Annotated in this window: 15 protein-coding genes and 1 pseudogene; 8 read left to right on the forward strand and 8 right to left on the reverse strand. The window is 58.4% G+C overall.

What is annotated here, in order from left to right:
• Positions 1-202: 202 nt before the first annotated feature.
• Both QT386_RS21895 and QT386_RS21900 read left to right on the forward strand, forming a co-directional pair.
• The gene (locus QT386_RS21895; protein ID WP_289275879.1) at positions 203-2,554 is read left to right on the forward strand and encodes a UvrD-helicase domain-containing protein; all 2,352 of its coding nucleotides are present in this window, start codon (positions 203-205) and stop codon (positions 2,552-2,554) included.
• A gap of 247 nt (positions 2,555-2,801) precedes the next feature.
• Complete coding sequence (locus tag QT386_RS21900; RefSeq protein WP_289275880.1) at positions 2,802-3,764, forward strand: metallophosphoesterase; 963 nt, start codon at positions 2,802-2,804, stop codon at positions 3,762-3,764.
• Positions 3,765-3,834: 70 nt separating this feature from the next.
• Here QT386_RS21900 and QT386_RS21905 read toward each other — a convergent pair whose 3' ends face one another.
• From QT386_RS21905 to QT386_RS23580, 7 genes and pseudogenes are all read right to left on the reverse strand, one after another.
• Positions 3,835-4,998: a TnsD family Tn7-like transposition protein gene (locus tag QT386_RS21905; RefSeq protein ID WP_289275881.1), complete on the reverse strand. Its 1,164-nt coding sequence runs from the start codon at positions 4,996-4,998 to the stop codon at positions 3,835-3,837.
• Between the two features lie 222 nt (positions 4,999-5,220).
• A pseudogene (locus QT386_RS23575) lies at positions 5,221-5,709 on the reverse strand (TniQ family protein); the annotation flags it as partial.
• The gene (locus QT386_RS21910; RefSeq protein WP_289275882.1) at positions 5,709-6,950 is read right to left on the reverse strand and encodes a TniB family NTP-binding protein; all 1,242 of its coding nucleotides are present in this window, start codon (positions 6,948-6,950) and stop codon (positions 5,709-5,711) included. The gene QT386_RS21910 and the pseudogene QT386_RS23575, both read right to left, overlap by 1 nt.
• Positions 6,947-9,100 carry a Mu transposase C-terminal domain-containing protein gene (locus QT386_RS21915; protein ID WP_289275883.1) on the reverse strand — a complete coding sequence of 718 codons (2,154 nt, stop codon included), beginning with the start codon at positions 9,098-9,100 and terminating at the stop codon, positions 6,947-6,949. Before QT386_RS21915 ends, QT386_RS21910 begins: the two co-directional genes overlap by 4 nt.
• Entirely contained in the window at positions 9,094-9,897 is an 804-nt protein-coding gene (locus QT386_RS21920; protein WP_289275884.1) for a TnsA endonuclease N-terminal domain-containing protein, read from the reverse strand. Before QT386_RS21920 ends, QT386_RS21915 begins: the two co-directional genes overlap by 7 nt.
• Before the next feature lie 92 nt (positions 9,898-9,989).
• Complete coding sequence (locus QT386_RS21925; protein WP_289275885.1) at positions 9,990-11,402, reverse strand: ThiF family adenylyltransferase; 1,413 nt, start codon at positions 11,400-11,402, stop codon at positions 9,990-9,992.
• A gap of 14 nt (positions 11,403-11,416) precedes the next feature.
• Positions 11,417-12,247, reverse strand: coding sequence for an E2/UBC family protein (locus QT386_RS23580; protein ID WP_289275886.1), 831 nt, complete (start codon positions 12,245-12,247; stop codon positions 11,417-11,419).
• Positions 12,248-12,661: 414 nt separating this feature from the next.
• Between QT386_RS23580 and QT386_RS21935 the strand changes: the two genes are divergently transcribed.
• From QT386_RS21935 to QT386_RS21960, 6 genes are all read left to right on the forward strand, one after another.
• Positions 12,662-12,997, forward strand: a complete 336-nt coding sequence (locus QT386_RS21935; protein ID WP_289275887.1) for a helix-turn-helix transcriptional regulator — start codon at positions 12,662-12,664, stop codon at positions 12,995-12,997.
• A gap of 5 nt (positions 12,998-13,002) precedes the next feature.
• On the forward strand, positions 13,003-13,542 hold the full coding sequence (locus QT386_RS21940; protein ID WP_289275888.1) for an ImmA/IrrE family metallo-endopeptidase: 540 nt from the start codon (positions 13,003-13,005) through the stop codon (positions 13,540-13,542).
• 68 nt (positions 13,543-13,610) lie between these two features.
• Positions 13,611-14,873 (forward strand): HAD hydrolase-like protein, encoded by a 1,263-nt coding sequence (locus QT386_RS21945; protein WP_289275889.1) that lies wholly within the window; start codon positions 13,611-13,613, stop codon positions 14,871-14,873.
• Entirely contained in the window at positions 14,870-15,862 is a 993-nt protein-coding gene (locus QT386_RS21950) for a DNA-processing protein DprA (RefSeq protein WP_289275890.1), read from the forward strand. Before QT386_RS21945 ends, QT386_RS21950 begins: the two co-directional genes overlap by 4 nt.
• Before the next feature lie 180 nt (positions 15,863-16,042).
• The gene (locus QT386_RS21955; protein ID WP_289275891.1) at positions 16,043-17,113 is read left to right on the forward strand and encodes a lipopolysaccharide kinase InaA family protein; all 1,071 of its coding nucleotides are present in this window, start codon (positions 16,043-16,045) and stop codon (positions 17,111-17,113) included.
• Between the two features lie 9 nt (positions 17,114-17,122).
• Positions 17,123-18,736, forward strand: coding sequence for a hypothetical protein (locus QT386_RS21960; RefSeq protein ID WP_289275892.1), 1,614 nt, complete (start codon positions 17,123-17,125; stop codon positions 18,734-18,736).
• Positions 18,737-18,879: 143 nt separating this feature from the next.
• On the opposite strand, the gene QT386_RS21965 is transcribed toward QT386_RS21960, so the two are convergent.
• Complete coding sequence (locus QT386_RS21965; RefSeq protein WP_289275919.1) at positions 18,880-19,161, reverse strand: SDR family oxidoreductase; 282 nt, start codon at positions 19,159-19,161, stop codon at positions 18,880-18,882.
• Between the last annotated feature and the right edge of the window lie 9 nt (positions 19,162-19,170).

Genomic DNA, 19,170 nt, shown 5'->3' on the forward strand with positions numbered 1-19,170 from the left:
CACGCTAATCACTCCTGGTCATCCCTGGCGAGAAAATCGCCAGAGTACCGATTAACGTGGGTCAAATTTCAGTGCGCACTTGCCTCTTGGGTGGGTCAATTCTTACTGCGCGCCAACAGCCGCGCAATCCCAGAGGCGCTGGGTCACCCAGGAGACGCAGAACGCCCTGGAAGCAGTTCGTCCAGCCCTGGAATCTCAGAGCGTGCGCACGCGCCTGGAAAATCCTATCGTCAGGGGTATTCTGGGCGAGGAAGCCGGTTCTCTCGAGAGGTCTCTAGCTCTATGGGCGACGAATTGGGCTTCCTACTGGGGTGCGCTGAACGACCGGCACACGCAAAGCGAGCTTGTCGCCTGTAAGGATCTGTTCGACAGGGTCGAGAGCAGGCCTCTGACCGAAGAGCAAGCTCGCGCGGTGATCTGCTTCGACAACCGCGTACAGGTGGTGGCCTCGGCCGGATCCGGTAAGACCTCGACCATGGTGGCCAAGGCCGCCTACGCGATCCATCGCGGCTTCGTGAGACCCGAGCAGGTTGTATTGCTGGCCTTCAACAAGGAAGCTGCGAATGAACTCCAGGATCGCGCCGCGCAGGCGTTGAGGCGGCTGGGCGTGGAGGGCATTTCTGTCAAGGCCTCGACTTTCCATGCGTTGGGGCTGCGCATTATCGGGAAGGCCACAGGAGAAACGCCGGATGTCCCGGATTGGGCCATGGAAACCGCCATCGGGGTTCGCAAGCTATCCGAGATCATCGACCAGCTGAAAGATGGGTCACCGCAGTTCCGGACCCAGTGGGACCTGTTCCGCTTCGTTTTCGGTAAAAGCCTGCCTGCTCTAGGTTCCGAGGGGCCTGCCGATGCCTGGGATGCCGACGGCAATGGACGCGTCCTGACCGCCAATGGCGAACGCGTTCGCAGCCAGGAGGAGGCCGAGATCGCCAACTGGCTCTTCTACAACGGGGTGGACTACGTCTACGAGCCGCCCTATGAGCTCAAGACCGCGAACGCAGATCACCGCCAGTACAAGCCCGACTTCCACTATCCCGGCATCAAGCTCTACCACGAACACTTCGCGCTCGATGCCCGCGGACAGGCACCGGCGCACTTCGAGGGCTATCTCGAGGGGGTCCGCTGGAAGCGCCAGTTGCACGCCAGTCACGGCACCTCACTGTTCGAGACCACCTCTCACGGAATCCGATCAGGCCAGGATTACCAACGCTTGGAGAAGGAGCTGACCGCACGCGGCGTCGTTCTGGACCCTAACCCGGACCGCCCTATTCCCAGCGAAGGTCAGAAGCCCATGGAGGCCGTGGAACTGGTTGGACTGGTTCGGGCATTCATCAGTCACACCAAGAGCAACAGCCTGACCGTCGAGGACATGCGCCAGCGGCTCGAACTCATGCCCGACGACGGTTCCAAGCATCGCCACAGGATGTTCCTGGGCATCGTCGCCCCGGTTATTTCGGCCTGGGACAAGGCTTTGGCTGCGGAAGGCGGAATCGACTTCGAGGACATGCTCAACCAAGCGGCAGGACACCTGGAAGGCGGCCGATACGATGCGCCTTTCCACCTGGTCATGGCGGACGAATTCCAGGACGCATCGCGTGCCCGAGCCCGTCTTTGCCGGGCCATGGTGCAGAAGCCCGGACGATTCTTCTTTGCCGTCGGTGATGACTGGCAGTCAATCAACCGATTTGCAGGAGCCGACGTGTCGGTGATGACCGGCTTCCGGGAGTGGTTTGGCCACGGCCAGGTGCTCAAGCTGGAGCAGACTTTCCGCTGCCCCCAGGAGCTCTGCGATGTCTCCAGTGCTTTCGTTTCCAAGAATCCTGCACAGATAGCAAAGCGGGTCCGCTCGGTGACGCCCTCCGCCGGTCCGGTCCTGCAGGCCTTTGAAGTTGAGCATCGGGAACGGTTGGCTAGCGCCATCGACCAGTTCATTGGTCAGCTTTGTGACGGGGTGCGCGATGGCACTGTCCCGGCGGGCCGCAATGGCAAGGTCTCGGTGTTCATCCTGGGGCGATACAACACTGACGTCGCATATCTGCCGACCCGGCGGGCACAGTTCGAGCATTGGATCGATCTGTCCTTCCTGAGCATGCACCGGTCCAAAGGCCGTGAGGCCGACTACGTGATCCTGCCGGAAATGGTCAGTCGCTTCCGTGGTCGTAGCTTTCCCTATGCGCGTGCAGACGACCCGGTTCTGGATTTGGCCATGCCGGCTGGCGACACCTTCCCTTTGGGGGAGGAGCGGCGCCTTTTCTATGTCGCCCTGACTCGAGCTCGGCGAAGGGTGATCCTGTTCACGGTAAAGGGCCAACGATCGGTTTTCTTGCGCGAACTTGAAGACGAAAAGGCCGTTCAGGTCTTGAGCGTCGGCGGAGGGGTGATTCAGGAAACACGATGCCCAGCTTGCAAGCACGGGGTCATCATCCCTCGAACGGGTCGCTATGGAGCGTTCGAGTCCTGCTCGAACTTCCCGTTCTGCCGCTACAAGCCTCGAAAGGGTCGTGCCAATGTGCCCCGTGGCTCAGGAGGAAAGCCCGCGGTGGGGCCTTAGAGCTTCGATTGAAGTGACACTTTTCCATTGTGGACTTTACATCACCTCGGCACGCAGAAACGGTCACAGAACTTGCGCAAACGTCCCGCAGAAACGGTCACATCAAGAGATCACCTTCCTAGGTGTTTAATGAACAGGATCAAAGTCATGAGGCCGGGGAAGATTTAGGGCGCACTTGCATCGAATAGACGGTCGCGAATCAATGGGGTGTCGACGAGTCTATTTTCGTCATGCCGGATTAGCGCCCATGTTGTTCGACAAGCCTTTCGTAACCCTGCCGAAGAATCGCCGTGGAAGGGACTTCTGCATCGGCGACCTGCATGGCTGTTATGCCATGCTCAACCGCTTGCTGGAGGCGGCTTGTTTTGATTCCGGCCGAGACCGACTGCTCTCCGTTGGTGATCTTGTTCATCGCGGACCGTCATCGGTTGAATGCCTGAAGATGGCAGAGAAAAGTTGGTTCTTCCCGGTCATGGGTAACCATGAGGCTATGCAACAAGGCGCGTACAGAGGAGAAATTGGTGCCGATGGAAGACTGGTGGTTCAAGCTTGCGAGTACGACGGTCCAGATGATCCTCTGCGGCCTGGGAGGAAGGATCAGCGTCACATAGAACAAATTCTGGACAGATTGCCATTGGCGTTGGAGTTCACCCTGTCCGACGGCCGCCGTGTCGGCATCGTTCACGCCGGCTTGCCAATCGAATGGTCGTGGTTGGACGTACAGGGCATGATCGAGCGCGACAGCCGGCTGTTCGACAAGAATCGCGGAGGAGTCCAAGCCGATCTCCTGTGGGACCGAGCACCGATGGTCTCGGCCGCCCTGGCATCATTGCCGGACATAAAAGGTGATTTGATCACGGCATACTCCGCCCGGGACCGATATCGTCACGCCCTGGCGAACCAGCCTGTGGCGGGCATCGATCTGCTGTTGTCTGGGCACACCACGCTTAGGTCAGGACATCCTCTGTCTACCGGCAATCGTGTCTACCTCGATACCGGAGCTGGCATGATCGATGGCCGGCTGACGATGCTGGATTTGTTGAAGGGAAGCTACTGGCAGGTTGCGGATCCTCGGCTAGATCCGGAGCTGTCCGTTACGGAGTATCCGAGCGTGCCTTTGACGCAAAGGGACCTGGTTTGGCTCACTGAGGAGGAATGGCGGACCGCGGAGACTTTTCGGGCGGCCCGGCCGCCCGTTCGCGGACAGTAGGCGCTGACGTGATTCGAGGCTTGGCCCGCGAACTGGGCCTGCAATGTGTTGTTGACTGAAAACAGCACATTCATTCGTCAACGAACTGTAATCCCGCCGCCTCGACGATCTCGCGGATGATCTGGTCTCTTGAAGCCTTCAGGCAGGCAGGGATCTGATAGCGCTGCAGTACTGCCGATCGCCGGATCACCCGCGACGATTTCGCTAGTTCTGCGACCACCAGGGTCAGCTGCCGTCGTCCGAAGTCTGCTGTGCTTTCGACGTTCGCTAGTATGGCCTCATGGGTTAGGGGAAATCGCGAAGGGCTCTTGCGAACCATGGAGCGAAGACCGGCTGCATCGAACAGGTTCGTGCTGGTGATTCTTGGGTAGTCCGACAGTCGCTGCATCTCTGCGGCAGCCAGAAGCACTCTCTCGGCGCTTTGCACGTCGTCGGTTCTCGGAAGGTTCCGAGGCGGATTCTGCGCCCTGCGGCAGCGAAGCGGAGCGGTCACCTCCTTAAGCCACTCACGATCATGACTGCCTAGCCAGTTGAAAGCAGTGCCATGCTTCCCCTGGATTTGCGTCAAGGAATCCAGTTCGGCTACGGCTGTTTCCAGCAAAGCGCGATAGCGTGCTTGTGTATCACCGTGAAGCTTTTGCCGAATCTGCTCGGCAAATTCGATGTCCACCTTGGCGACCTCGTTGAGCAGGCGGTCGGTGGAGACCTTGATCCTCAGGCGCTCCCGGTTGAGTGATGCCCCCGCCAGGACGCGATCAACCGATCGCTTGAGCAGCACTGCCGATGGCTCCTTCCGGAGGAAGATTACGCCTAGTCGCGCGGCGAAGAACCTAACCTCAGGCAGCGGGACCTGCAGGCTCCGTGCGATGGCTGCGGCGGATTCGCCATGATCCGCCTTCAATCGTAAGGCATGAACCCATTCGGGGGCCCAACGATCCTGGTGAGCTGTCTCCGAGCTTTGGCCGATCGGCGAATCCAGCGCGGTGGATTCGAATGCGCCAATGGAATCGCTAACCAGCAGGGTAAGCAACACCTTCAGCAAAGGGTGTTTCGCGTATTGAGGCTCATTGAGCACGTTTCGAGGCCAGTTGAACCCGGCGGCCGAGAGGCCGCGCGCGTCGAACAGCCACTTCTGGAGCGAGCCTCCGTACCGTCTGGCCAGAGCCTGGTTCAGTGCGTGGTAACAGAGGTGACCACCGCGGCGGAGCCCCTGCTCGATGAGGGCCTTGCGCATGTTCTCGGTCCAAGCCTCAGGGGTCAGGCGCGGCGCTTGGTTGCACATATGGGCGATCGCGATGGAAATGCGCTTCGCTTCGAAGGGAGGAAGCCCTGGAGGAACTAAGTAAGTCGGTGTGTTGTGGTTGCCTTTAGTGCACCTGGAACGAGGCGCAAGCGGAAAGCCTGTGGACCCTGAGATCATGTGGCACTGTTGGCACTGAGACACCAGAGAGCGATTGTGGCGCCAACACACACAAATTCCTGGGAACTGATGCTCTCGATGGTAATAGCTGCGACCGAAATCCTCGCGATCCTCCAGCGCACACTCTTCGCAATACCTCCAAGCACGCGATTCCGCCGAAAGGTAGAGTCTTGAAGTTCCGAATGCGCTCAGGATCTGGGAATGGTGGGTGCCCGACTCGTAGTATTTACGGCATCGACTTCTGACCTCGGGGTCTAGGAAATAGGTCAGAGCAGGGAAAAGGGTGTGCTGGTCTATCAGCACAGCCAGGGACTTCTGGCGATGATGCGAAGGGAGCGCCTCTGCGAACTCGGGCAAGCGGGGTGGAAGAACTCGCTGCCGATGCCACTGAGCGTCACCGAGTCCCATCATCTTATAGGCAGTCACGGGCGCGGGCAGGTCCAGAGCAAAAGCCAGACGGGCAAGTGCCGACTGTGGCATCTCCCCCGGATAGATGCGGGGGAAGTAGCTGAGTTCTCCGCCCACTAGCGAAACCTCCCCTTGTTAGCCTGACTTTTTGCCTCCGCCCTCTTCATCAGATCATCGATATCAGTCATAAGGTCCGGGTGCCAGATGTCAGGAAAGTTCTGCAGTGCGGCCAAGTCACCCGACTTCAGCGCGTACACCGCCCCGTGAATCAGGCCGGCCCTCCTGAAGCCCTCCTTGATATTCTCGGAGTTTAGGATTTCGCTCTCGTTCTCCATCGCTACCCGCTGGCTGGTGATCATCACTGCATTCAAGAAGGCTGGTAGCCCCTGGCTGTACAGATAAAGAAGTTCGACCAGATCGGGAGTGAGTTCGGCCTGGTGCTTTACCAACTGATAGCTCCAGCGCACCTTGCAGAGATCCTCCCACTCCGTTGCTTTGGGATTCCGCATGCGATGCAGGCGGAAATCACCGGCGGCAAATCTGCGGCCCGCACGTACATCCCGAGTAAATAGGTCATAGGTGTGGTAAGTACCGCAGATCAGCATGGGGGTCTTGGATACCGAGATCGAAGCCAACATGAGATTCAGGATGGTCCGAGGCTCCGCGCCCTTGGCCTGCAGGACATCCTGAAATTCATCCCACATGACCATGCCGATGGCAAACAAATTGCAGAGCAGCGCGATACCGGCGTATAGCGCGTACACCGAGCGTCTTTCGTGGTAGTGAGCCACGAACTCAGGGCCGACTATCTTGCGGAGAGCGTCGAAAAATCCCATTGCTACGGCGCGGGGGGTGACCCTGCCCATGCAGCGAACGTAGAGAATAGGGATCTGGAGAAGTGGAACCTTTCCTGCGCTCAAGCGTGCATGATCGATGGTCCTTGAGTACAGAGACTGGATCTTCTCCATCCCGCTCGATTTTCCGCTTCCCGCAGCCCCGGTGAACAATATGGCGTGCTCGTCGGTTTGGTAGTCAATCGCGGCCAGAGCTATCTTGAACGCTCGCTCGAAGTCGGTCTGAGACCAGTCGCCTAGAACGGGCATGCCGTTATGTAGCAACTCCTTGCTGCGGATCAGATACCCGTTCCGCATGTGGCCATCAATGGCCAGATAAAGGGGATACAGCTCTTTGCGTGGATAGAACGAATCCAGATTGGCAATGAGCTTCATCATGCGTTCTTCAATCGGAGCGTTGCGATCCTTCTCGGTAGCAACGGGAATCGCGGCGGAGTTCTTGAAAAATTCCATCCGGCTTAGTGTTTTAGGAAGGTGTTTGAGCAGAAGATTATTGCTAGTCATGCTTTGATTTCCCGGAGAATGGAGCTGATCTCATCCTCGATGTAGGAGGACAGTAAGTTGGCTTGGGACTTTCGCCCCGGCTTCTGGGCCAAATCCTGAGTGCCCTCATCGGGGGCGTCGACCGAACCCATGCCAGAGCGTGCTGCTTCGATATCACTCTCGCGGAGGCGTCCCTGCTCTTCCTCACGTTTTTCTGCAACACTTTGCGCGCTTTGCGGTACGGACCCACGGTCCTTGGCGCGCCGGCGAGCGGTGCGATTCGCCTCGTCGAGGTCGTGTATTAACTGCGCCCGCTTGAGTTCTTGCTCCTTTCTTACTTTTCGGCGTTCCGCATTGGCGCTTTCGTCCATGGACTCCGAGTCCGCATAGGTCCATTGGTGCATATCGCTGCTTAGATCGATGCGACGGCAGGTGATGAACTTGCCGGCTCTCTTGTCCTGCACGTACAGGAGATCGGGCCGAGAGGGATCGGAGCGGGCTTTCACCAGTTCGGTCTTATCCTTGGCGAACTGGAAGCGCCTGTCGCGTACGTACTCGTCACAGGTGTAGTGGAACTTCCTGTAGGAAATTCCTTCCCTGGTAATCCGTGCCTCGACTTCAGGGAGCAAATGAACCCAAAGTTGCTCCTCGGGGAGAGCCTGTAGCGGGGCGGTCAGGTTTTCGCAGCCCCAGTTCCATAGGTCGAGTGGGGTGGCTCTGACTTTGTTCATCTGTGCGATGACAGGCACTGCGCGTCTTGGCATCGGGCGCTGGAGTTCGCTCAAGATCCAGCGGATGACCAAGACGCGCAATTCGTAGATGGTGTACACCGCGCGCTTCTTGGGGTTACCCGTGCCGCGCATCTTTCCTGACTTCGGACGATGGCCGGCGATGTAACGGAATAGGCGGGACTTGATGACCCCGATGATGTTTTCCACATCACCTTTGGCATAGCCAGCCCGGGCCTTGGCGTTGCTCAGATTGATTGGCAGGCTGATGACGTAAGAGCTTGTCCGATTGCTGCGATAAGCCGAGCCATTGTCGCTGAGATATCTGACAGGTGTCCCGGATACTGGCCATTCCGAAGGATCGATCTTGATCCCGTAAAATGCACAGAACGCTACTTTGTCAATGATCGAGTTGTAGAAGGCTAGGGCATAAGACTCCTCCGACGCGGTGCCGAGATCCAAGTGGAACCCGCAGATCATGTTTGACCACGTATCAATGACCAAGATGATGAAGGCCGCGCCGATGGGTTCACCGGCAACATTCACGACCTCGATTTGGGTGCCGGAATCGTCCATCTGATATTCGGCCGCGGGACCCGCATGCTGCTCGTGGGCGGCATGTAGTGAGCTGGAGTGCTCCAGATCGAACTTGGCGGCGCCGGCAAGCTTCCGATCTAGTTGTCCGGACTTGTTGAGCTTGTTAAAGGCATAACGGAACTGCTCAAGGCTGATGTCATGAGCTGGGTCCGGGGGCAAGAGTACTGATCGGCCAGCTGCATCTACCGTCTTCTCGCAGAGTGCAATCTTTACTTGGTTATAAATGTATTCTCGCGACCCTCCGGCGCGCGCGGACCGCAGAATGGCAGCATCCATGGTCTTGCGAACCTTATCGGAGAGCGCGAAGGGCGATGCGCCTGCAATCTTGGGGCCTCGCCGCTTCTCCCCTTCTTTTGCCCCGCGTCCCAGGGTCTTGGTGCCAATCGCGGGAATCAGTGCGGCTTCGGTCATGCCGTTCCGCCAATACCGGTACATCGCTTCGTAGACGGTCTTTGGATCGATGGCCTGATCAGAGGCGACAAATGCGACGAGCGGACCGCGAGAGGATTTGTGCAATAGAGGGGCCAGATTTGTGGTCTTCGCCCTATCCTTGAGGGCGTTCAGGATCGCACTGGCGCGGTCGCGGCTTCTGATCTGGAAGGGGGTCAACTCACTTTCAGAGTAGAGTGCAGTGGGCGGCACCCAAGTTTTGACGTGGACCAACGAGGCCTGAATCTCTCGCGTGATCAGTGACAGGGAAAATCGTTCCGGTGGGCATCCCTTGCCCTCTAGACGGAATATCCACGCGACATGCTCGCCGCTGCTGTCCCTCTCAAGGTGGACGATCCGGCAGAACGGGATGGTTGATTCTTCCTCCGGCACCAGGACCATGTTGATATTCACCATGGCCAGTTCGCCGATTCCTCGATGCGGTTGACCAGGTACAGCGGGAAGAGCGGTGCAATCCGGAGACGCAAGTCTACGAACAGTTGATGCTTCCTAATGGCATACGAAAGTGCCCGCAGCAGCTGCTGACGTGTGTAACCCCGATACTGATCCTTTTGCAGGACATCGAGCAGATTGGACAGCGGCACATCGAGCTGATGCACGCGCAGCAAGGCCTCGGTGAAGGCTTTGGGCTCGATGCCCACGGACTGTTCGTACTGCCAGCAATGCTGCTGGATGGTGTTAATGTTGTTGCTTACCGTTCGGTCGATCAGGCCCGTGTGGATCAGGCGATATGGAACGTCGATCGCTTCCCACCATATGCGCCGGACCATGTGGATGGCCTGCTCGCGCTCGTTTAGCTGTTCTTCCGGGACCGATTTGACCTCGATGGCCAGCAATTGCTCGTTACGGCGGGTGACCACGAAGTCGGTGGAGATCGGGAACAGCGTGCCGCGGGTCTGGGGGTGCCGGATCCCCAGCATCAGACAGATCGTGAGGGTCTCGGTTACCGGCGTGTGGATGAACTGCTCTCGGACATCGATAAAATCTGGATAGAACGCCAAGTGCGGATACAGCGAGGACTCGCAACCCGAGAAGGTTTGTACTTCTCGCTCGTGCTCGTGGCTTCGCATTCGCGAGGCCTGCCCCCGGGAGGAGAAGTCCCTCGCATGGATCGGAGAAACGTAGTCGCCCTTAGTGCCCTGGCCGGCGCCCTGCTTCAGGCGGGAAAAGGGGTCGCGGTTTTTTCTGGACATGATTGCCCTATCGGGGCTTCTCAAGCCCCGTGTTGAGAGTCGAAGAAAGGTAGCGCCGCCCCGAGGAGGGCGGCGCTACAAGGTGGCGCCGACTAGGTCGCGAGCAGCTTGGCCGCCATCGGCGTCGGGTCCGTCGCGCCGTGACCGACCAACCCCTGGCTGGGCGAGCAGATGATGCAGTCGGGCTCGCCGCGCTTGCGGACCATGGAGTGGTGCCGCAGGCCGTTGCCGTTGAGGAAGGTGTAGCGCTCGTAGGCATCCGGCGTTGCGGGGATCAGCCCGGTGATGTAGCCGAGCAGCAACTGCACCCCGCGGGCCGCGACCGAGCCGTTGAAGGGCATCATGCTCGGCTGCGGCAGATGCCAGTTGCGCACGTAGCCGTCGCGCACCTGGTTCTCGCGCGTCGTCTGGGGCAGGGACTCCCAGGCGATCTTCATCGGGTTGAGGTGCCCGGTGCAGAGCAGGCACGGCGTGCCCGGCAGCATCAGGTTGATCTTGCCGATGTCGCCGCGGATGTGGCCGTCAGTCGGGTCTGCGTCGAACTCCACGCCGAGGTCCAGCAGCGGGATCAGGTGCCGCTGGCAGATCTCGTTGAGGTGAGCGCGCGAGGAGTCGCTGTCGGTCGTGCAGACCACCAGATCCGCGCTGACCAGCGCCGACCGCAGGTCCTCCGCCTGAACTTGCGTGGCCCAGGTCTGCACCCGGGTGTCCGGAGCGGCGGTGGCGAGGTAGCGCGCCATCACGGCGACCTTGCTGGCGATGCCGATATCCTCGTCGCGGGAGCCCACCTGACGCGGCCGGTTGTGGACGTCCAGGATGTCCGGATCCACCAGGCCGAGCCAGCCCACACCGCTGTGGCCGAGCGTCATGGCCACCATGGAGCCGAGACCGCCGGCGCCGACGACCACGACGCGCAGGCCGTGCAGCAACTGCTGACCCTGGGCGCCGAGCAACAGCACCTGGCGCTTGTAGGCCTCGCCGGCGGCACCGGTCCGGGGGCGCGCACGGTCGGTGAGCACGCGGCGGACGTGATCATCGATGACCTCGACCTGGCTGATGAGCTGCCAGGTCAGGCCATCGGTATACACGCGCCCCTGCACTGCCGACAGCGAGGCGTTCCAGACCAGGCAGGAGTGGACCCTGTCGGGCAGCATCTTGCAGAAGTAGTCGAAGGTCGCTCGGTTGCCGATGTCGTCGGCCACCGAGAAGCAGACCTCCGCCGCAGCCATGGGGTGGGTGTGGACCATGCAGATGCCACAGCCGGTGCGCTGCGCCTTGCGGAAGGCGCGGAGCATGGCGGGGGCCGCAACGCTGAGCAGGTCGTACTCCTTGACCGCGAAGTCGTCTTCGGTGAGGGGGATGATGTCGCGGACGGTGAGGATGGTCTCATCGACGCCAACCGCTGAGCTGGTGAGCAGGAAGCAAGCCTGCTCGGTGGAGGTATCTCCCAACAGCCCAGCGAGTTGGCGCCAATGGGACCCGAGCATCTTGAATCGGGTCTTCATTAGCGCCTCCTCGGTTAGTTCAACATCTGCAGCCGGGAGCGGCAGAAGTCGAGGTGGGACAGCAGGGTGTCGCGGCCGGGCTTCCAGGGGCGCTGGTAGTGCCACGAGAAGCGCTGCCAGGGCTTGCCGCCGTGCTGCTCGACCGTGTCGGCGTTAGCCGGCTGGCGGCCGTCGGCAAGCGACAGGTGCGGGTCGACATAGAACATGTCGAGCGCGCCGGTGGGGAAGCCCGCCGGCACCAGGTACATCAGCTCGACCTTTTCCACCGACCAACCCTGGCGCAGCGGGAAATCCGGCACCAGCACCATGCTGTTGCCGCCCAGCCCGACCAGGGACGCCTTCGGGTAGTGCAGCTTCAGTTCCGCGAACTGCACCTGCAGGCCGGTGTAGCCCACGTTGCCGCAGGGCGTCACCAGGAACTGCATGCACTTCACCAGCACGATGCGGGAGCCGGTGGGCACCGGTTCGTCCGCGAGGTGGTCGATGTCCAGGGTGATCATCGAGCCGTCGGAGTCCGGGCCGTGCAGGGCCAGGATTTCGGCGGTGGTGAGCTTGGCCTTGGAGACCGGCACCTCCTTGTGGTTGACCTTCACCTCGATGGGGCAGATGCGGTCGGGGTTATCGGGCAGCTGCTTGCTGCTGACCGAGAACTCCTCGCCGCCGCGGATCGGCACCAGGTCGGTGTTGGTGATGGGAACGTCGATCTCGCCCTTCACCTCCAGAAGGAGCTGCTGCCCCTCCGGGACGCGGCCGGCGGCGCGCAGTTCCGAGCCCTTGACGAGGCCGGCCGCGATCTTCACGCGGTGGCCAGTGACGATGACATCTACTTCGGTAACGTTTTTCACGTTTGGGTACCTTTTGTCGCATTGAGAAAAATGAGCAAACTCAATCTCGAGGCGGCAGAACCCGTGAAAAGACTTGACCGAAGTGTGCGCGTACGTTAACCTTTTGATAGCTAAGTACTGCGGTTTTCACGCCGCGCACATTCGGGCAGGCTCCTCAAAGGGTCTGCCTTTTTTGTTTCTACCCCAATACCTCCTTTGCTCGCTGCCCCCGGTCCCCCGGAGGTATGCGCAAGGTAAGCCCCGTGTTCGAGCATGTCAAGGGGGTAAACGCGATGTGTGTATTACTCACATTTATAGATTTTCCGACTGACGGTACTTATACGGACTTCCGTAATTAGGCTACAGTCTCCTCCATTGCATATTTGCTGGCGCCGGTATGGTCATTACGGTATCCATTGGCCCTAAGGTGTTGACATGATCATTGAGCGTGAGCTCTACGTTGCGGTCGGTGAGCGGATCCGCAAAACGCGAAAGCTGAGGTCCATGACTCAGGACCAGTTGGCGAAGCGGGTGGGACTCGAGCGCTCGTCGATCGCAAACATCGAGCTGGGAAACCAGCGGCTTCCGCTGCACACCCTGTTCTCTATTGCGTCGGTCCTGAACATCGACGCCAACGACTTGCTGCCGGAGACTCCGCGTGGCGTGGCGCCCGTGAAGACGGTCAAGATGGGAATCTCCGGGGTCGACTACGACGTTCCCGAGAGCGTGGCCAACGCCGTGGCCACCCTGAATCTCGCTGACACCCAATAAATCCCATGCACACGTTTCCCAAAAAGCCCGAAGCTCTGCTGATTGAGCTGGGGCTTCTATCCGTGCCCGTCAACGTTGACGCCGTAGCCGCTGCCCTGAATCTATCGGTGTCGCAGCAGATACTGGACGACGACGTCTCTGGGTTCCTGGTCGTCAAGGGGGGGCGTGGATCCGTCGTGATCAACAAATCCCAGCATCTCAACCGCCGGCGCTTCACCATGGCCCACGAGATCGGCCATTACGTGCTGCATGCGAGCTCCGATCGCTTGTTCCTAGATCGGAAGTTCCCGACGATCTCGAAAGTCGATGAAAGTGTTTATCTTCGCAGTTCGTCTCAATCGACCAGCGCGGTCGAGGAAATCGAAGCCAACAACTTCGCGGCCGAGATGTTGATGCCGAAGACGCTGGTTGAGAATTTCGTAAAGCGCGCGCGCTTGTCCTTCCATGACGAGGAAGAGGTGTCCGCCTGTGCCCGCGCCTTCGGCGTTAGCGAGCAGGCCATGCTGATCCGCTTGAAGCGACTGGGGTTGCTGAAGATCGCCTGAGCGCCTGCGTGGGCACGGATGGCCCGACTGGTATTCAGGGTTGCGAATTCGGGGGTAGGGCTTGAACGGTGCAAGACTTTGACCTGATCCTGTTTGACCTCGACGATTGCCTTCTGCGAACGGGTGACCTTGCCCGCTTCCGGGGGAAGGAGAACGTCGGCGTCAGCACGGTCGAGTACAAGGAGTCCTTGCTAGCGGCGGCCAATGGCGGCGACCGTACCATGATCTCTGGCGCGACGATCGAGTCCATTTGTGAGTCTCATGATGCCCCGAGGATTGGCGTCTTTACGACCTCGCCGCGGTGCTACGCCGAAACTCTTCTTGGGCACTACTACCCAGACGTGAACTGGGACGTGATTGTTGCGTTCGAGGACGTTCAGCACACCAAGCCTTTTGCTGATGGGATCAATCGGGCTCGCGCGGAGCTTGGTATTCAAGACTTCCGGCGAGTGGTCGTCATTGGCGATAGTTGGAAAGACATCTATTCGGCGTACCGGGCGGGCTGCTGGGCGGTTCTATTTAGAGCCTGTTGGCCGCCAAGCAGAGCTGATTGGGATGGGCAGCGCTATAAGGCGGTGAATCAATTGCCTGATGCCATTGCGGACTCGCCTGAGGAGCTAAATACGGTCCTTGAATGGCCTCACCGCCACTTGCCATTACTTGAGAAGTACTCTGCCTTTGGTGGCGATCCTCCCCCAGGTTCGCCGTCCCGAACGCAACCCATCAATCACTTCAACAATCACAACGAGGACAGGAGCTTCGTTCCAGTATTGACGCTGGGGCGTCTGTTTTCCGACTACCAGGAGCTTGCGCCCAGGCGCAACTGGCATCAGCTTACTGCAGAGATTCATGCGCACAAGGATGCCGACGACTTTCCGCCGGCTTGGGTTGCTGCCGTGCGAGAGGCCATGAAGGAGATCCTTCCGGGAAGGCTCCTCTTCGGCAGAACCAGGGCGGTCATAGCGGTGATACCCGCCAAGCCTGGTCGCACCCCTCGCATGGAAATTTTCCTCGGCCAACTGCAGGCCTATCTCAATGCCAATCCTTGGTCCGACCGAATAGATCTGACTTACGCGCCTCAACTTCTGGTCTACGGCAATGGCGCGCTGTCACATCATGGCGCGCATTTGGGAAGCAAGGAGCGTTTTGATAACGTCCGCGACAATCTGCAAGTTGCGACGCCCGACATCGCTTTAAGAAGGCATGTCGTGGTCATTGATGATGTCGTTACTTCCGGCGCAACGATGTTCTACGCAAACGAGTACTTGCGGCAAGCGGGAGCTTCCGATGTGAGCTGTTTGGCCCTGGCTCAAGCGGTGAGCCTGGGATGATGCTTCGAGAGGTCGACAAGCTGCATCTGCTAGCGCTCAGCAAGCTCCGCGGGGTTGGCCCGGCCACGCTCGAAAAGCTGGCTCGCGTGCCCTCACTCGCAGAGCATTCAATTGATGAGCTATCGGTACTGAGCTCCGCGCTGAAGAAGGCGCTGACGGGACCGGTGTCTTGGTCTGAATCTCTGCAGGCGGCCCGAAAGGACCTGGACCAGGCCGACAAAATGCAGGCGAGGATTCTTTGCTCGCTGGAGTCTGCATATCCAACCTTGCTGCGAGGAACGCCTGATCGGCCTTTCTTCCTGTTCGTTCGCGGCACGCTGCATATCGAGCAAGAGAAGTCCCTCGCGATCATTGGCACGCGAGAGCCGACGGAAAACGGCCGAACAATCTGCAAGAGGCTTACCGAGTTTTTTGTCACTCAGAACTGGAGCGTCGTTAGCGGCTTGGCGCTGGGGCTCGATGCTGTCGCCCACGCTTCGGCGGTTGCAACTCGTGGCCATACAATCGCGGTTCTTGCGCATGGTCTGCAGACTGTCGCTCCCAAGCAGCATGATCGTCTGGCACGCGAAATCCTCGATTCTGGCGGCGCATTGGTTACCGAGTATGGATTCGGGGTGGAGCCCTCACGGCACAATTTCGTTAAGCGCGATCGCATTCAGGCTGGCCTGGCACAGGCTGTCGTAATGGTGCAGTCGGACCTGCACGGTGGAAGCTTGCATGCGTCGCGGGCTGCGCTTGAGTACGGCAGGCTTTTGGCGGTGCCATGCCCGACCGCACGCGATCTGGAAAAGAAGGAGCCTAAGATCAGTGCGAATGCGCTGCTGGCATCGGGCGAAGATGCCGCACGGATGGAATTGCTTCGCTGCAAGCCCGCCGATCTCTCTCGGCTGGTTATCCTCAAGGGGCGAGAAGACTATCCCTTGCTAGAAGATCGGATCGATCAACGGCCGTCTTCAGGCTTGATAGAGCAGAATTCTCTGCTGCCCTGACTGCAATTCGCCAATTTGGCCAGGTATTGAGATTGCCAGACTTCCAAATGCATGCTTCCAAAGAGAGGAGCAGTGGGCAGTGGATCAACGGGGCAATTCTGTGGGGTTGCCATCAACCAGCCAGAAATATAGCTTTTAGTGACTAGACGAAATCAATGCATTAAACCAGGGGATCTAGTAATGAGTGCCGCTGCATCTTTCATTGATCCTGCGTACCTGCTTCTTGGGCTGACCTTGCCTAATACCCAATGGAAGATCACGCAGCAGATTCCGCCGGGGATTACAGGTAGCACCTTCGGCGTCAGCTATCTCGCCGAGCGAGACGGAACCAATGGGAAGGAAACGGCCTTCGTTAAGGCCATCGATTTTGTGGCTGCATTTAATGAGCCGGATCCATTGTCCGCATTTGGTGATCTGGTCAACTTGGCCAGATACGAGTCTGAAATTGCCGATTTCTGCACAAAGAATGGTATGACCAAGGTGGTTCGTTCCTTTGGTAAGGATCAAATTATTCCACCTCAGTTCAACGGCGATCAAATGCGGCAAGTATTCTGCATTATCTTTGAGCGAGGAGAAGGTGATCTTCGTAAGAAATTAACCACAGTATCGGCGCCGTCAGTTTCCTGGAAGCTCGCTGTTCTACGAGATGTTGCTCAAGCAGTTTCACAGATGCACAAACATGATGTTGCGCACCAAGACATCAAGCCCTCCAACGTAATTACACTGCCCGATGTTGACGGATCTCCGAACAGTAAGCTGGGTGATGTGGGGCGGGCTGTTCGGAAGTCAGGGGGGCCATACAACAGCCTCCCTTGGCCCGGTGCCAAAGCCTATGCTCCTGTAGAGCGCTATTACGGATATCGTCCTTCAGACTGGAAGGACGAGCGAGAGGCATCGGATGCATTCATGGTCGGTGGCCTTGCCCTCTTTTTGTTCACCGGGGTTCCGCTGCTCGCAGCTCTCATTGATCGGCTTCCGGATAATCTCAAACCCGGTCAGTGGGCAAATGGTTACGATTCCACGATCAAGGCAGCACTTACGAAGTCTCAAACAGAGGTGGTCGAAACACTTCTTCGTCCGACCCTGCCAGCGTTCGCGGATGAGATATGCAACATAGTTTATCAACTGTCCTCTCCCAGCCCTGAAAAGCGTGGCGACAGACGCGCTCGTGCGTCCGGCCAAGTTGGTATGGATCGTATCTGGAGTCGACTACGTCTTCTCGCTCAAAAAGCGAAAATTCAGAAGGTCTAACGACCAATCATGAAAGCGACACTCTCAAAGCGCCGGATGATCCCCAAGTGGCGCCCGGTGGCAAAGTCCCTCCAATCGCCTGAGGTTGCGCCGCTCAAACCAAAGCCTGTGGATGTTCCTCGACCAAATGCGGAAGAGTTTGAAATTGCTCAAATGCAGTTTGAGAAGAATCCGACGGCGGGACACTTTGGCGACCTCTTGGCATTCTCAGTCTTCCCGGAATGTGTCCCTGCGGTTCGTGATATTGCGAAGGCGGCAATCTCAAAGGGGGTTTCACTCTCCTCGGCGCAACGAGCTATAGCGGGAATCGTGGCGGCGGATGCCGACATCGAAGTCGAGCCGCCGTTATGCCTCGAGGACAAGAAAAATCCGTTTTCGGAACTCCTCCAAGATCACCGGAGGTTACTCAAGGCGAACCCCGAAAATCCCCTGCTTTTGCTCGACTTTGCTCAACTCCAACTTGCTGGAGGGAATACAAAGTCCGCAGAAAAGTCGTTAAGGCTCGCGCAAGGGATGCTTCCTGATCATCCGTTGGTGTTACGCACGGTCGCCCGATTCCTTGTTCACGTCGACAAGAAGTATCGCGCACATGCGCTGATTGCGAGCCATCCTTCAACGAAGTTAAATCCATGGTTAATGGCAAGTGAACTTGCCCTTGCTGATGTAGCTGGAGTTAAGCCGAAATTCTATGGGGCTGCTAAGAAGGTCATCGATTCGGGACGATTCCCTGATAGACACATAGCGGAATTGGCAGCGGCCATTTCATCTCATCAGTTGAGTGCTGGGCATCCTAAGGAGGCTCGGCGCTCCTTTACCAAAGCAGTATTAGCTCCGAACGACAACGTCGCCGCCCAGATCGTTACCGATCAGAGAGACCTCAACATCTCGCTGAATACTCAAGGTTTAATTCAGGTGATTGAGGCAACACATGAGGCCAACGCCCTCGTTGCCGCGTCCCGCGGCCAGCATTCGGCTGCAATTAAGTCAGCGCAGGCATGGCTCTGCGAAGAGCCGTTCTCAAGTCGGCCTGCGCAATTTTTAAGCAGTGTTTATGTGTACAACGAAGATCCCCAACGCGCGCTCGAAGTGGCTAAAGTTGGTCTTCGGGCGGATCCAAACGAAGTTGGTCTTCTTATTAACGCCTGCTACCTTCATGCACTTCTGGGTGATCTCGAGGCATCAGCTGCCGCTGGAAGGCGTGCAGTTCAACTCGATAGGAATCTTGCTCTACCGTTCATATACTCAACCTATGGAATGCTAAGCATTCTCGCAGGTGACTACGAACACGGCGAATCTCTTTATCGAGATGCTATGCATGACTTTGAGAGAACAGGGCGTAATGCTCTCAAAGGGTTATGCGCGACTTTTTTTGCGCAGACTGCTGTAAGAGCGAACCTGCCAAAAGCAGAGGATATCCTGCAGGAGGCGATAGAACTGGTTCGCAAGTACCCATGCCCCGAGTCTGTAACGGTTCTTTCAAAGCTGACGAAGAGGGAAAATTTGCCTGTCAGCCGCATGCGCCTGTTTGAGCAATATGTTTATCATCCTTCGACAAACACCTTAGTGAGAACCTCGGGCGTTACCTCGCCTGGTGCTCCATTAATCATCTGGGCCAACGAATAGGGTGTAAAGCTGCTGATGGATCCAGCGCTCATTGGGGCAGACCACATCCCTTCAGGCTAGGAGCTACCAGGTACGCGAGATGCTGGCGACGCGTCACCCAGTCCCCCGAACGCTGTGCACCTGCCATCCACCGGCAGTACAGCTCATGTTACATACGAAGCCCAGCCCGAAGCGAGAAAGGCCACGACGCGCGCTACTTCGTCTACCTGCCCCAAGCGGCCCAGCGGCGTTCGACGCCGGAAGGCTTCCTCGGAGATATCAGCCCGATCACTCAGGCGGCTCGCCATGGGGGCCTCGATGAATCCGGGGGCCACGGCGTTGACTCGTAACGAATAGCGCGCCAGATCGCAGGCCAGGGTACGGGTCAGCATGATCACTGCGGCCTTTGAGACGCCGTAGGCGTTAGACGCGGGGAATCCGTCCAGCCTGGTGAG

This window comes from Solimonas sp. SE-A11 (genome assembly GCF_030345715.1).
In the GTDB taxonomy this organism is placed as follows: domain Bacteria; phylum Pseudomonadota; class Gammaproteobacteria; order Nevskiales; family Nevskiaceae; genus Solimonas_A.

Bases quoted from the DNA above. Each gene is read 5' to 3' on its own strand.
- QT386_RS21900 (WP_289275880.1), top strand. From the start codon at position 2,802: ATGTTGTTCGACAAGCCTTTCGTAACCCTGCCGAAGAATCGCCGTGGA.
- QT386_RS21905 (WP_289275881.1), bottom strand. From the start codon at position 4,998: ATGCGCAAGGCCCTCATCGAGCAGGGGCTCCGCCGCGGTGGTCACCTC.
- QT386_RS21910 (WP_289275882.1), bottom strand. From the start codon at position 6,950: ATGACTAGCAATAATCTTCTGCTCAAACACCTTCCTAAAACACTAAGC.
- QT386_RS21915 (WP_289275883.1), bottom strand. From the start codon at position 9,100: ATGGTGAATATCAACATGGTCCTGGTGCCGGAGGAAGAATCAACCATC.
- QT386_RS21920 (WP_289275884.1), bottom strand. From the start codon at position 9,897: ATGTCCAGAAAAAACCGCGACCCCTTTTCCCGCCTGAAGCAGGGCGCC.
- QT386_RS21925 (WP_289275885.1), bottom strand. From the start codon at position 11,402: ATGAAGACCCGATTCAAGATGCTCGGGTCCCATTGGCGCCAACTCGCT.
- QT386_RS21935 (WP_289275887.1), top strand. From the start codon at position 12,662: ATGATCATTGAGCGTGAGCTCTACGTTGCGGTCGGTGAGCGGATCCGC.
- QT386_RS21940 (WP_289275888.1), top strand. From the start codon at position 13,003: ATGCACACGTTTCCCAAAAAGCCCGAAGCTCTGCTGATTGAGCTGGGG.
- QT386_RS21950 (WP_289275890.1), top strand. From the start codon at position 14,870: ATGATGCTTCGAGAGGTCGACAAGCTGCATCTGCTAGCGCTCAGCAAG.
- QT386_RS21955 (WP_289275891.1), top strand. From the start codon at position 16,043: ATGAGTGCCGCTGCATCTTTCATTGATCCTGCGTACCTGCTTCTTGGG.
- QT386_RS21960 (WP_289275892.1), top strand. From the start codon at position 17,123: ATGAAAGCGACACTCTCAAAGCGCCGGATGATCCCCAAGTGGCGCCCG.